Below are 14,687 nucleotides of genomic sequence, written 5' to 3' on the forward strand. Positions count from 1 at the left end.
CCCTAAGTTTACTATTCCATTAACCCCAATACAAGATTATGAATATTAAGATTATGAGTTCAGGAAGTTATATTCCGACAAAGGTTATTAACAATACTACCTTTGATCAGTTTGACTTCAGAGATGAACAAGGTGCCCCCCTAAAAGACAGCAATGCTAGAACAGCTTATAAATTACAACAAATAACAGGTATAGAAGAGAGAAGATATGTAGAAGAGTCACTTACTACTAGTGATATCGGTACTATAGCTGCTGAGAATGCTATCAAAAATGCAGGTATAGATGCAGAAACTCTTGACTACATCATTTTCGCACATAACTTCGGTGATGTCAAGCACGGTACGCTACAGTCTGATATTGTACCTAGCTTAGCATCTAGAGTGAAGCATAATCTGAAGATAGCTAATCCATCATGTGTTGCCTTTGATGTATTATTTGGTTGTCCTGGTTGGTTACAGGGAGTGATACAGGCTTATGCATTTATGAAAGTAGGTATGGCTAAGCGCTGCTTAGTAATCGGAGCAGAAACTTTATCTCGTGTGATAGACCTACACGACAGAGATTCTATGATCTATGCAGATGGTGCAGGAGCTACTATATTAGAGCTAACAAATGAAGAAGGTGGTATACTGTCTGTAGAGTCTGCAAGTTACACTGTAGACGAAGCGTTCTATATTCACTATGGCAAATCATATAATCCAGACCTAGATGAGAATACGAAGTATATCAAGATGTTTGGTCGTAAGATATACGAGTTCGCACTTACTAATGTTCCTTTAGCCATGAAGAGCTGTGTGGACAAAAGTGGTGTAGATATCAAGAAAATCAAAAAGGTCATGATACATCAGGCTAATGAGAAGATGGACGAGGCTATAGTAAAGCGCTTCTATGAATTATATAATCTAGAAATGCCTGAGCACATTATGCCAATGAATATACAGAAACTAGGAAATAGTAGTGTAGCTACACTGCCTACACTATATGATATGATCGTTAACAAACAACTAGACCCACATAGTTTAGAGAAAGGTGACATTGTACTATTTGCCTCAGTGGGAGCTGGTATGAACATAAACGCATTCACGTATCAAGTATAAATAATGGCGCTAGATTAGGCTATTACCTCATCTAAGTTTGCTGTAGGATGTCTTTGTATAATAAGGTTATTGTGATCTTATAAATAAGATTTTGATCTCATGTACATCTAAGGTATATACAGTGGGATACTATAAACTAGCGTACTTTATAAAAAATAAAAAAGAGAGCCGAGGCTCTCTTTTACTTTTACTAATAACTATTATTACTTGAAAATACTTTTAGCTTTACCCTTCATCTTCTTCTTTATTACTATCATAATTCTTATGTAGATAAAACAATGCTGTGGCACTTATCCCCAATGCTAAGTAACACAAATAACGCACTATCCGATTAGTAAAAAAGTCAAAGAGATCAATTATCAATAACAGTGTCGCTACTGCAATGATAAACTTTAACAAACGATCTAAATTACTCAAAACTTTCTACTTTCTATTAAACAATAATTAACTACTCTTCGTTATTCTGAAAAATTTCTTCTCCAAATAACACTAATATATTATCAATAGTAGTGCCAAATTTTCTCAATACCGCTCTACCTATTAACTAGTTCTTTCTAAAAATACAACGTCAAAAGACTAGCTTTAATTTTTTTTTAATAATTAATGTTAGAAAATAAAATTCTTCAATATCTGATTACATTGTTTTAAAATAATAGCATTTCTTCTATTTTATTTAAATAGCATTTCTTTATAGCAAACGCCTTATAGATAATAATAACCTTTTTACTCACAAGACTTCATCTCAATATATACCTTCGCATCCTTAATTATCTCAAAAATGAAAAGGTACATCTACTTTACTTATATAATATTATTATCTACAAATCAATCATTTAGTCAGTTTTCTAACAAGAATAATCTTCAAGAATCAATACAGTTAGATACTAACTTCTCCTTTACTCCCGAAAATGCAAAGAGAAAATCTTTCTTCGAGAAAGATGCTGTTCAGGTAGCCCTAGTCCCCACATTATTTCTTACAGCATCCGCACTAACATGGAATAGTAAAGAGGATATTAGAGAACAACGCAATAGATATGTCCCCTCATTTCAATATAAATATGACGATATTCTACAGTATGCGCCTGCGGCTACCGTATTTGGGTTAAAAGCCGCTGGAGTAAAAGGGCGAAACGACATTAAACGAACTACAATTTCTTATGGAGCTAGTATGGCAATTATGGCCATCTTAGTTAATAGTATCAAATATACGGCTAAGGTAGAGCGTCCTGACGGTTCGTCTAAGAACTCATTCCCTTCTGGTCATACTGCTATGGCTTTTGCTAATGCTGCATTCTTAGATAAAGAATACGGGTTGGTCAATCCCTTATATTCTATTGGAGGGTATGGAGCAGCTACTATGACTGGGTTAGGTAGAAGTCTTAATAATAGACACTGGGTGCCAGATATTCTAGCTGGCGCAGGTATAGGTATCTTATCTACTCAATTAGCATACTTCTTCGTAGATAAAATATATGGCAACAAGGGAGATAACTTAAGTCTAATATCTAAACTAGAGGGTAATGAGAATCCTTCTTTCTTAGCCGTTAAGTTAGGTTTTACTAGTGGGTTAGAAAGTATTGTAGAGACAGAAGATGAAGAAGCTTTAGCTAAACTCGGATGGGAAGCTGGACTAGAAGGAGCATACTTCTTTAATAAACACTGGGGACTAGGTGGACAGATAGCTGTAGCGAGTTTTCCCTTCTCAGAAGATAAAGTAAACGATCCTGATGACCCTAATATAAAAGGAAAGGTATTATCACAGTCTATGGGAAATCTTACATTCTCTGTAGGGCCATACTACGCAATACACTTCTCTGATAGATGGAATCTTATGATCAAAGCATTAGGAGGCTATAGTATAGGTGCTGATGGAAATATATCTCTTAAGGTATTATCCCACGAAGTACATATCCCAGAACTAGAAGATGGGAAAGTACAACTAGCAGAGTACAAACCAGCCAATGTATTTCAGTTTACTACTGGACTGGCGTTAACCTATAATATCACTGATAACCTAGGTATCACAGCTTACTCAGACTTTAACCACAGTCAATCAAAGATTACTTATAAAATAAATGACTCAATATTAGAAGAAGGTGACCCTAAAATTAATACAGTCAAACACCCATTGAATTATTTAAGCATGGGACTAAGACTAACGGCATACTTCTAATCAAGTATAAATAACGATATAAAAACTAAAGAGAATTAGATAAATCTGATTCTCTTTTTTAATCTCTTTACGTTAAATACATAATAACATTTAAAAGCTATTTATTTGATTTTCGTAACTTTGTAAAGTATTACAATCTTTCTTCTACTACTATGAGTAAAAACTTAGAAACAATCAGCGATCACTATAGAGAAAATAGCATTATGCCTTTGATGCATCAGACTATCGCTGTGGTAAATCTCATTTTAACATCAATATTCGCAAGTATTGTAACTTCAATACCCCATACAATAGAAGAGATTATTACAAAGTATGTCTAATTATCGGTGAAGGTGTATTTAAATATGGAGATCATACTTTGACAATAGACAGACCTGCTTTATTCTTACCTTGTCCAACTATCCCATATGAATGGGAATGTATCAGCAGTCAACAAGAAGGGTTCTTTTGTCTATTTAACCAAGAGTTTTTAGTTGAACACAGTACAATAGAGTTCTTTAAAAAAACGTCCCTTTTTAAAGAATGGAGTAAGCCTTTTATCTTCTTAGACAAGGAGCAACAAGAATTGGCATCTTCTTATTTTAAGCAGATGTATCAAATGGCACAGAGTGACTACCCTTTAAAATTTGAGATTATCAGAAACTTACTCGCCCTACTATTACACCAAGCGTTACAACTAAAAGTAGAAGATTTAAAACTAGAAGAGACACCTAGTAACAGTAGATTATATCGATTATTTGATGAATTGCTAAACAAGCAATTTCCTCTAGATTCTCCTGCTTACCCTCTAAACCTAAAAACGGCTTCTGATTATGCTACAGCCCTTAATGTACATGTCAACCACCTCAACGCTTCTATCAAATCTGTAACTAGTAAGACAACTACACAGATAATAAAGGAACGCCTCTTACACGAAGCAAAAAACTTGCTAAAGAATACCAGTTGGGATATAGCTGAAGTAGGATATACTTTAGGGTTCGAACAACCTTCTCACTTCAATAACTTTTTTAAGAAAAATGCTGGAGTAACACCTCTGAAGTATAAAAACCCCACATAAGTAATCTTTGATTTTTGCAATTATCCCTTTGAGATATTTAATTGAGTAAATTGTTCATCGACTTACTTTTGCTACTCAAACAACAAATGGATTTTATGCTAAGAGAAGCAAGCGAACAAAAGAAAAGACTAGTGACTATTCTAGCCTTTTGTTCTATACCCTTATCGGGTTTTGTGACAGATATATACCTTCCCTCATTCCCTGCTATGGCGAAAGGGTTAGCTGTATCAGAACAAGACATACAGCTCACATTGACTTGTTACCTACTGAGCTATGGTATATCTCAGATATTCGTAGGTAACTTACTAGATAATATTGGTAGATATAGACCTCGTCTATTCGCTTTGCTATTATTAGTATTCACTAATATAGCGATTACTTATATGGATAGTATATTCTACATCTGTATGATGAGAATTATACAAGGGATGGCTATCTCTACTCTAGTAGTAGCTACTCGTGCTATATTTATGGATATCTATGATGAAGAAAAGAGAAAGTACTATCTGAGTTATTTCACTATTGTATGGTCATGCGGACCTATACTAGCTCCATTCTTAGGTGGGTACTTAGAAAAGTTATTTAACTGGCATGCGAATTTCTACTTTTTAGCAGGTTATGCTTTACTATTATTAATCCTAGACACTTTATTTAGTGGAGAGAGTTTACCAGAGAAGAAGAAGTTTAACCTTACAGAAACTGTTAGCTTATATAAAGTAATGCTGAGCGATAAGAAGTTTATCACTGGTACTACTATATTAGGTCTTAGCTACTCTATCGTGATGATCTTTAACATCACTGGTCCGTTCTTAATAGAAAACGTGTTTAATCACAACTCGGTAGTAATCGGATACTGTACATTGATACTTGGATTCTCATGGATGTTAGGTGGAGTAATAGGAAAGAGAAGAATGCACTTAGACTTAAAGCCTAAAGCACTACACCCTTCTCTAGTACAAGTAACATTAATACTAGTACTGCTAGCTACAACATTGTTTATAGAAAACTTGCCTGTACTAATGTTCTTCTTATTCTTAATACATATCTGCTCAGGTACGTTATTCAATAACTTCTTTATCTCTACTATGCTGCAATTCCCTAACAATGCAGGAACAGCTGGAGGGTTAATGGGTGGATTAGTATATGTATTAACATCATTTACTACATTAATTATTTCGTCTACAGGAGTTATTTCGTCTTCACAGGGATTGACTATTAGATACCTAGTAATGGCTATCGTATTACTACTCGCTATCCTATACATTGTGAAACTGTACAAACCACAAACTAACAGTAGCAACAACTAAAACAAACTCTTTAAAATAAGCCTGTTTTAGTTGTCAAAAAAGCATTAAACCAGAAGAAAACTATCTTAGCATTGCGTATTTCTCAATGTTTTTAATTCTGCCAATAAAACACTGTTGTGAGAAAACTAAAAATATATTGCTAAATATGCAGTGCTTCTATATTTATACTACTTATACATATCTTAAAACAATGCAATTCTTAGAGAGTAATTAATTCTTATTCGCTAGTATAATTAATTACTTTATAGGGATAATTATCAGTAATTTTGTTTTGCATAAGAGATAAAAGCAATCCCTTTTGTCTGTGTATATTCAACTTCAAAATGTACTCAAAGTACGTTGTCAACAATGCAATTAAACAATAAATTTTTAGGCTTTGCATCTGCTATTTTTGCAGCGATGCTATGGGGAGTTTCAGGAGCTTTTGCTCAATTCCTTTTTAGAGAGAAAGAGTTTAACGCAGAATGGTTAGTTACTGTTCGACTACTTATCTCAGGTGTATTAATGTTATTATTCGGTCTCCTACAAAAGAATCCTGATGTAGTAGGAATCTGGAAAGATAAAAAGTACGCCATACAGCTAGTCTTATTTAGTTTGCTAGGTATGTTGACTGTACAATACACTTACTTTGTGACTATCTTACATTCTAATGCTGCTACTGCAACTGTTATTCAGTACACAGGTCCAGTATTTATAGCTATTTATCTAGCATTAAGATTAAAGAAATGGCCTAAGCCAATAGAGTTTTTAGCTATCGGAATGGCGATGTTAGGTACATTCTTATTAGTGACTCATGGAGATATACACACACTTAATATTACACCTACTGCTTTAGTATGGGGTATCGCTTCTGCTATAGCATTAGCAGTGTATACACTTATGCCAGTACACTTATTAGACAGATATAGTCCTATCGCTATCATAGGATGGAGTATGCTAATAGCAGGTATAGCCATGAGTATCATACACCCACCACATAAGTTAGAAGGGATATGGGATAGAGATACTTACTTAGCTGTATTGTTTATCATCTTCTTAGGAACATTGATACCGTTCTATATCTTCTTAACAGCGATAAAGAATATCGGACCACAGCGTGCGAGTCTATTAGCCTGTGCAGAACCGTTATCTGCTACATTAATAGCAGTAGCATATTTCGGTGTAAACTTTGAGACAATGGATTATCTAGGAAGTCTATGTATTATAGCCACTATATTCCTACTGACGAAGATTAAAAAGAAAGTTATACCTGAAAACTAAATATCGAGAATATCCAATTTTCATAAGCGACGCGGTGTCTCACCTGTAAGGGACATCGCGTTGTTGTTTTATATACTATTCTATAAACCTAGTTTAGTCAGCAGTTTACTTAGTACTGACTTTACTCCTATTACCCAATTAGTCTTGAATAGAATAATAAGGTTTAATAATAGTACTAAACTCACCTTTAATACTAGATCTATTAGTGTGTAGGATGTAGATGGGATAAAGAATACTACTAATCCGAAGACTAACATAAATAAGAATAACTTAAAGAAACTCTTATCAAAAGGCCACAGCTTCATCTTCTGATAGATGTAATAAGTCTTAGCTATATTAAACAGCGTTAGAGACAACATCGAGGCAATTCCTACTCCTAGTATACCTAAGTCTGTATAGGCTAATAATACATAGTTTAAAACTACATTTAACACCATAAGACTTAATATAGACACTAGATTAAAACGATAATACTTAGAGTATGAGATAATCTCTGTATTAAAGCCAGTAGACATATTAATCACTACATTAATTCCCAATAGATAAATTATAGGAATAGAGGGTGCTAGTTTATCATAAGTTGGTAATAGTTGAAATAATGGTTCTATACCAACTGCTACACAACTGAACAGTAACATTCCAATAAAGAACAGATTACGTGCTACTTCTTTATACTTCATATTCAGCGTGCGAAGCTCTGCTCGTTTTATCAGATCCGAGATAATAGGTGCATATAAGGCAAATACTCCTGTAGCAGGTATAGCTAAAGTAGAGGCTAGAGTTACTCCAATATTATAAGTACCATTAGCTTCATACGAAATAAAGTAAGGGATCATCAGAGAGTCTACTCTAAAGGCAAAGAATGATCCGAAACTCCCTGCAAAAGCAAACAAACTATAAGCATAGTATTCTCTCTTACTTACATAGGTAAACAAGTCATCATACTTCCAGTGCCATCTATATTTAAAATACTTATAGATATAACATCCTATCACTACTGCGATTATATAATAGGCGATAATATAATACCAGACTGCTCTATCTACAGAGAAGCTCCCATATACTACTACTAAAAATACGGTAGGTAAGGCTACTTTAGGTATAATCTTCTCAAAAAAAGTAGGAAAAGAAAGACGTTGTAGATTAGTGGCTTGTCGTCTAAAAAGTTCGATATAAGCCATCGCAATGGCTAACACAAACCCCATAACTACATACTTCATCTCTGCTCCATCATAGATGAATGATCCTAAGAATAAGACAGCTCCCACTCCTAACGTCAACTTAATCATAGACAATAAACTAAAGCTAAATAGCTTGCCTTGCAGTTGTTCACTTAGTTTAGGGTAGAAATTTATCAGTGCGTGTGTACTTCCCAATACAATAATTGGAAACATAATCTGAGCACAAGCGTCAACAAATCGAATAATACCTAATAGTTCTTTGTCTTGAGGATAGATTAACACAGTAGACACTACTCCTATCAATACGCCAACGTAATTGATAAGTGTAAATAAGAATGCCTGTTTAGTAGATATTTTATCTTGCATATTAATGCGTAACTCTGTTAATCAAATACAAATATACTTGCTAATAAGTGCTTAACTACTATTTTTTTTAAATTTGTAAATCTTATGCAACTTAGTACAGTAAGACAGAACACTATAGTCGCACAAATATTATTACATGAAATACCTTGTTATCATGCCTGCTTATAATGAGTCGGCTTTTATTGTCAAGACTTTAGATAGCTTAATGCAACAGACATTGTTACCCACTCGTGTAATAATCGTGAATGACAACTCTACAGATAATACTGCATCCCTAGTCGAAACAAACTATTCACAGTTGCCTTATATTACACTAGTGAATAAGTCTTCTGAAGCTATTCATTTACCAGGAAGCAAAGTAATACAGGCTTTCAATTATGGGTTAGAACAAATAGATAATCTTGAAGCATATGACTTTATTGTGAAGTTAGATGCTGATTTGATCTTACCTATTAACTATTTTGAGACCATAGCAAACACTTTTACAGCTGACCAAACGGTAGGTATGGCAGGCGGTTTTGCTTATATAGAAAAAGACAATCAGTGGGTAATAGAAAGCTTAACGGATAAAGACCATATCAGAGGAGCCTTTAAAGCTTATCGCATAGCATGTTTTAAACAGATAGGAGGTCTTAAACCTGCTATGGGTTGGGACACAGTAGATGAGTTATTATGTCGATTCTACAATTGGAAGATAGTCACTATAGATAGTCTAAAGGTGAAACATCTAAAACCTACTGGGGCGATGTATAATAAAGCTGCTAGATATAAGCAAGGTGAAGCATTCTACAGACTTCACTACGGAATAACAATCACTTCTATAGCAGCTATAAAGCTAGCTATGAAAAAGAAAAAGCCTTTCTTATTCATTGACTATATCAAGGGATACTATAAAGCTAAAAGAGAAAAACAACCTTACTTAGTATCTGAGGAACAAGGGATATTTATCCGTAAATACCGTTGGCAGAAGATAAAATCAAAGTTGGTATAATCACTTTTTTGCTTTAATAAACTTAAAACTCATTTGTAATTGGTAATTTAGCCGATATTTTAATTTTTATGATAAAATCTGGATTAACACATATAGGACAGTACTTTATAATGCTAAAAGAAATGTTTAGCAAAATGACAAAGTGGAAGGTTATGAAAGTTCTTATATTCAAAGAAATAGATGACTTAATCATCGGATCTTTAGGTATTGTAAGTTTCTTATCATTCTTCGTTGGAGGTGTTGTAGCCATCCAAACTGCTCTAAACTTAACTAACCCACTTATCCCGAAATACCTTATCGGGTTTGCTACTAGACAATCTGTAATTCTTGAGTTCGCTCCTACATTTATCTCTATCATTATGGCAGGTAAGATGGGGTCGTTTATTACTTCTAGTATTGGTACTATGAGAGTAACAGAACAAATTGATGCTCTAGAGGTAATGGGTGTTAGCTCGTTAAACTATTTAGTCTTCCCTAAATTGGTAGCGGTTATGTTATATCCTTTCGTTATTGGTATCAGTATGTTCTTAGGTATCGTAGGTGGATGGTTCGGTGGTGTTATGGGTAACTTCGTATCGTCAGAGCAATTTATTATTGGACTACAAGATTCATTTACTCCATTCCACGTTACATACGCCTTTATCAAAACCTTCTTATTTGGTTTCTTATTAGCTACTATACCATCGTATTTTGGATATTATATGAAAGGTGGAGCATTAGAAGTAGGTAAAGCGAGTACTACTTCATTCGTATGGACGAGTGTGGCTATTATCTTAACGAACTATATATTAACTTCTCTACTTTTAAGCAACTAAGAAATGATCGAAGTAAAAAACATACAAAAATCGTTTGATGGTACTCAAGTACTTAAAGGTATTAGTACTACATTCGAAACAGGTAAAACAAACTTAATTATCGGACAAAGTGGTTCTGGTAAGACTGTAATGCTTAAAACTCTTTTAGGTATTCACACGCCAGACTCTGGAACTATCAGCTTTGACGGAAGAATATCTACTAACTTAACTTCTACTGAACGAAGAGAGTTAAGAACAGAGATAGGAATGGTATTCCAAGGAAGTGCACTATTTGACTCTATGACTGTAGAAGAGAACATCGCATTTCCCCTAAAAATGTTTACTAACAAATCGGATGCTGAAATAACTGATCGTGTAAACGAAGTTATTGATAGAGTTAACTTAATCAACGCTAATAAAAAGAAACCTTCTGAGATATCAGGTGGTATGCAAAAAAGGGTAGCTATTGCTCGTGCAATCGTAAACAACCCTAAATACTTATTCTGTGATGAGCCTAACTCTGGTCTTGACCCTAAGACTGCTATCGTTATCGATAACTTAATCCAGGAGATTACACATGAGTATGGTATTACTACAGTTATTAATACTCACGACATGAACTCAGTACTAGAGATTGGTGAACACATCGTGTTCTTAAAGAATGGTGTCTTAGCATGGTCTGGTAATCACAAAGAAATCATTCAGACAGATAATGAAGATGTAGTAGACTTCGTGTACTCATCAGAGTTGTTCAGAATGGTTCGTCAAGCGATGAGACAAATAGGAAACGAAAAGAAATAAATAGATTAAACCCATATTCCGCATTAGCCCAAAACTACGAGTTAGTTCTACTTTATATCTCTATCACTTCTTCTAAAACCATATTATAGTATGCTTTTTTCATAAGTTCAGAGCTATTTTATATAATTACTCTCGTTAATCGGTCTAAGGCTGAATCTGGGTTAAATCATAAAAAAAGGAGTAATGCTTATCACATTACTCCTTTTTGTTTTCTTACTATTGTTTAAGTTTATCAGTGACTTGTTGACTGACAACTTTAATTTCTTGTTCTTTTTTCTTAGGATACAGAAGTAAAATATCATCTTTATCTACAATGATATAGTCATTCAGACCATCTACCACTACCACTTTACCTTTAGCTGTTCTAACGATATTATTAGTAGCGTTATTAAAGAATGCTGTCGCATTAACTACTGCATTGTCATTGTCATCCTTAGGAAGTTTATCATATAATGATCCCCAAGTACCTAAGTCGTTCCAATCAAATGTAGCTGGTAATACATATACATTATTTGCCTTCTCCATCACAGCATAATCAATAGATATGTTTTCTGCCTTAGAATAGTTCTCCTCAATAAAAGCTTTTTCAGCTGGTGTATTTAAAAGATTATATCCTTGGTCGAACAATTCCGTCATTACAGGTTGAAACTCCGAGAAAGCGTCTAAAATAGAACTTACACTCCATATAAAGATTCCTGAGTTCCATAAGAAATGACGACTCTGTACGAACTTACGTGCTGTAACATAGTCAGGCTTTTCTCTAAACTGCACTACCTTCTTTATAGGACGCGAATCTAACTTATTAAACTCTATGTATCCGTATCCTGTATTAGGGAATGTAGGTAAGATACCTAAAGTCATTAATACCTTATCTCGCTCACATACATCGAAAGTACGCTGTAAGTTAGACACGAACTGTAACTCATCCTCTATCCAGTGATCACTAGGAGCTACCACCATCACAGCATCTGGGTTCTTTTTCTTAATCTTCATTGCCGCATACAATATACAAGGTGCTGTATTACGCATATCCGGCTCTAATATGATATTATCTGTTTCTACAGATGGCAATTGTTCTTTTACAATTTCTTGGTAATTCTCATGAGTTAAGATAAGGATATTCTCCTTAGGCACTACCTGAGAAAGACGTTTAAAAGTCTTCTGTATCAAGGTATCACCTGACCCTAACATATCGTGAAATTGCTTTGGAAACTCAGGGGTACTCACAGGCCAAAAACGTGACCCTACTCCTCCTGCCATTATCACTGCATAATAATTTGAACTCATATATCTTTATCTATTTACAACATAATGGGTAAGCAACTCTACTTCTGCATTTGCTTTAAAAGTATAAGTTCTTCCCGTTGATACTTCCAGACATTCAAATCGCTTCACCCTTAAAGGTCCACGTTTAAATATCTTTCCGTTGTATGTTTTAAAATGGCTTCCTAATGGAATCTCATATATAAAACACGTATTATTATTTATATCCTGTACATCATAACGTCTCATCGCTATAGATAGACGATCATCAGTATCACTACTAGCAGATGGATTCTTAAAATGATTAGCTAATAGTGGTAATAATGCACTAGGAAATACTTCTGTTCTTAAGAATGGAAGCATTAACAACTGAAAAGTACTCTTCCACTCTACACCGTGCGGCTTAATACGTCCTCCGTATTTCTGATAAGCCACTAAATGTGCAATCTCGTGTATCAAAGTCATCAAGAAACGATAAGGATTCAGATTAGAATTTATCGTGATAAGATGCTTACCATCGTGATTACGCGTGTAATCACCATGACGAGTAACACGTTCCTCTACAATCTTTAGATGTACGTGATAATGCTTTATCAACTCAAATACAGGTTCGACAGCTTGTTCGGGTATATATGGTCGTAACTTTTCTATCAATTACTTCTTGTTTTTAAGGGGTTGTAGTCGAAACTTGCAACACTTTACCATTAAAGAATCTATTACCATGAATTGCAAAGTTTACTATATACTCAGCCATTTCATCTGGCATTAATGGAGCTTGGTATCCTGGGAAAGCCTCTTCTAACATCTCTGTTTGTACTGCTCCTAAAGCTACTACATTAAAGAATATACCTTTATCTTTATACTCTTCAGCTAATAACTCACTTAAGATAGTAATAGCTCCTTTACTAGAACTATAAGCTGCTAATCCACCAAATTTAAGTACTCCTTGCACTCCTCCCATACTACTAACAGATACCACATGACTATTTACCTTCATAAATGGTATAGTTAACTGCATTAAGCGAGCAGCACCGAATACATTCACATTATACACATACTGGAAGTCCTCTTGAGTGATTTCTTCAAATGGTTTGTTCACGATAGCACCTGCATTATTAATCAAGATGTCCACGTGTGACCAATTATCTTGTACAAAAGAAACAACCTTCTGTAAGTCTTCTTCTTTTGTTATATCAACAGCTAAACAAGTAACATTATCTAAACCAACTAGTTTATCAGATACTTTTCTAGACACAGCTAATACGTTATGACCTAATTTAGACAACCACTGTACGCATTCTAAGCCAATACCTCTACTTGTCCCTGTAACAATTACATTTTTCATTTTAATACATTCTAATTTCTCCCGGAGCTAAATTAACAAGTTTAGCTACAACCGGTATAATATCCTGTGTAAAAGAAGTCATAAAATTTAAATCCATTAAATGAGCTTCATCTTTTACGTGATGGTAATATTCATAATTCTCAAAGTCAAAAGAACTAAACGTCTGACAAGGCACCTTAAACATCTGATAGAAAGGATAATTATCAGAACGCTTAAACAACTGATACTCTTCAGCTTTCTCTAGTTTACCTACAATAGGTTTACCTGCTAACTCGTTTAACTTACCTGCCATAGTAGATAGATCATATCCTGTCAAATAAGTAACATAATCTCTCTTCATCGCAAGTCCTAGCATCTCAAAGTTTAACATTGATACAACATTTACATTCTCTGCTTTAAGACGTTCTGCTAAATGCTTAGATCCCCACAAACCTTTTTCCTCTCCTGTGAAGAATGCAACGATAATAGTACGCTTGTTATCTTGTAATTTAAGATTACGAGCTAACTCTAATAGAATAGCTGTACCAGCAGCATTGTCATTAGCACCATTAGCGATAGAGTCTCCATCTACAGGTTTCTCTATACCGATGTGATCATAATGAGCACCTAATACTACTACTTCATTTTTAAGTACTGCATCCGTACCTGGTATAACACCCACTATATTCCAAGCTTCTTTTACATTCTTTAATGTATCATTATAACTCGTATAGTATGGTTTTATTTTATACGTTTCTAACTGTTTAGCTAAATAGCTAGCAGCCAACTTACCTCCCTCACTACCAGTATCTCTACCTAATAGCTCATCAGAAGCCAAGTAATATAACGTTTCTTTGATATTCTTTTGTTCAGCATTAGCTTTAACAACAGATGGTGTCTTAGTAGAGGCACATCCTACTAATAAGACTGCTGCCAATAGGCCTAAAATTCTCATTTATAAATATTTTTATCAAAAATACAAAAAGCATATTAACTAAAGAAAATAAATAATCAGCGATATATACTTTAAGAAGCAAATAGTCCCAAATAAAAAAGCCCTCATTCAATAGAAT

At 34.3% G+C, this 14,687-nt stretch carries 13 protein-coding genes and 1 pseudogene; 8 read left to right on the forward strand and 6 right to left on the reverse strand.

Annotation, left to right across the window (positions count from 1 at the left end; all coding sequences use genetic code 11):
- Window positions 1-38 precede the first annotated feature (38 nt).
- Entirely contained in the window at window positions 39-1,097 is a 1,059-nt protein-coding gene (locus tag BMX53_RS00495; protein ID WP_074744067.1) for a 3-oxoacyl-ACP synthase III family protein, read from the forward strand.
- Between the two features lie 225 nt (window positions 1,098-1,322).
- Here the strand turns inward: BMX53_RS00495 and BMX53_RS18955 are convergent, their stop codons facing one another.
- Window positions 1,323-1,514, reverse strand: coding sequence for a hypothetical protein (locus BMX53_RS18955; RefSeq protein ID WP_123766462.1), 192 nt, complete (start codon window positions 1,512-1,514; stop codon window positions 1,323-1,325).
- A 361-nt stretch (window positions 1,515-1,875) separates the two neighbouring features.
- Here BMX53_RS18955 and BMX53_RS00500 point away from each other — a divergent pair, with 361 nt between their 5' ends.
- From BMX53_RS00500 to BMX53_RS00515, 4 genes and pseudogenes are all read left to right on the forward strand, one after another.
- On the forward strand, window positions 1,876-3,270 hold the full coding sequence (locus BMX53_RS00500) for a phosphatase PAP2 family protein (RefSeq protein ID WP_074744069.1): 1,395 nt from the start codon (window positions 1,876-1,878) through the stop codon (window positions 3,268-3,270).
- A 152-nt stretch (window positions 3,271-3,422) separates the two neighbouring features.
- Window positions 3,423-4,327, forward strand: a pseudogene (locus BMX53_RS00505) (helix-turn-helix domain-containing protein).
- 95 nt (window positions 4,328-4,422) lie between these two features.
- The gene (locus tag BMX53_RS00510; protein ID WP_074744382.1) at window positions 4,423-5,634 is read left to right on the forward strand and encodes an MFS transporter; all 1,212 of its coding nucleotides are present in this window, start codon (window positions 4,423-4,425) and stop codon (window positions 5,632-5,634) included.
- Between the two features lie 348 nt (window positions 5,635-5,982).
- Window positions 5,983-6,894, forward strand: a complete 912-nt coding sequence (locus BMX53_RS00515) for a DMT family transporter (protein ID WP_074744071.1) — start codon at window positions 5,983-5,985, stop codon at window positions 6,892-6,894.
- Between the two features lie 80 nt (window positions 6,895-6,974).
- Here BMX53_RS00515 and BMX53_RS00520 read toward each other — a convergent pair whose 3' ends face one another.
- On the reverse strand, window positions 6,975-8,441 hold the full coding sequence (locus BMX53_RS00520; RefSeq protein ID WP_074744074.1) for a lipopolysaccharide biosynthesis protein: 1,467 nt from the start codon (window positions 8,439-8,441) through the stop codon (window positions 6,975-6,977).
- Between the two features lie 136 nt (window positions 8,442-8,577).
- Here BMX53_RS00520 and BMX53_RS00525 point away from each other — a divergent pair, with 136 nt between their 5' ends.
- From BMX53_RS00525 to BMX53_RS00535, 3 genes are all read left to right on the forward strand, one after another.
- On the forward strand, window positions 8,578-9,432 hold the full coding sequence (locus BMX53_RS00525) for a glycosyltransferase family 2 protein (RefSeq protein WP_074744076.1): 855 nt from the start codon (window positions 8,578-8,580) through the stop codon (window positions 9,430-9,432).
- A 68-nt stretch (window positions 9,433-9,500) separates the two neighbouring features.
- Window positions 9,501-10,247: an MlaE family ABC transporter permease gene (locus BMX53_RS00530; RefSeq protein WP_038987533.1), complete on the forward strand. Its 747-nt coding sequence runs from the start codon at window positions 9,501-9,503 to the stop codon at window positions 10,245-10,247.
- Window positions 10,248-10,250: 3 nt separating this feature from the next.
- Window positions 10,251-11,027 carry an ABC transporter ATP-binding protein gene (locus BMX53_RS00535; RefSeq protein WP_038987532.1) on the forward strand — a complete coding sequence of 259 codons (777 nt, stop codon included), beginning with the start codon at window positions 10,251-10,253 and terminating at the stop codon, window positions 11,025-11,027.
- A gap of 216 nt (window positions 11,028-11,243) precedes the next feature.
- Here BMX53_RS00535 and BMX53_RS00540 read toward each other — a convergent pair whose 3' ends face one another.
- From BMX53_RS00540 to BMX53_RS00555, 4 genes are read right to left on the reverse strand one after another with little or no spacing between them, the layout of a single operon-like run.
- Window positions 11,244-12,314: a mannose-1-phosphate guanylyltransferase gene (locus BMX53_RS00540; RefSeq protein WP_074744078.1), complete on the reverse strand. Its 1,071-nt coding sequence runs from the start codon at window positions 12,312-12,314 to the stop codon at window positions 11,244-11,246.
- A 6-nt stretch (window positions 12,315-12,320) separates the two neighbouring features.
- Entirely contained in the window at window positions 12,321-12,944 is a 624-nt protein-coding gene (locus BMX53_RS00545; protein WP_038987530.1) for a SprT-like domain-containing protein, read from the reverse strand.
- Window positions 12,945-12,957: 13 nt separating this feature from the next.
- A complete protein-coding gene (locus BMX53_RS00550) occupies window positions 12,958-13,635 on the reverse strand; it encodes an SDR family NAD(P)-dependent oxidoreductase (RefSeq protein WP_038987529.1) in 678 nt (225 codons plus the stop codon).
- Between the two features lies 1 nt (window position 13,636).
- A complete protein-coding gene (locus tag BMX53_RS00555) occupies window positions 13,637-14,569 on the reverse strand; it encodes a M20/M25/M40 family metallo-hydrolase (RefSeq protein WP_074744081.1) in 933 nt (310 codons plus the stop codon).
- Between the last annotated feature and the right edge of the window lie 118 nt (window positions 14,570-14,687).

The sequence above is a fragment of the Myroides marinus genome (genome assembly GCF_900109075.1).
GTDB classification, from domain to species: Bacteria; Bacteroidota; Bacteroidia; order Flavobacteriales; family Flavobacteriaceae; genus Flavobacterium; species Flavobacterium marinum_A.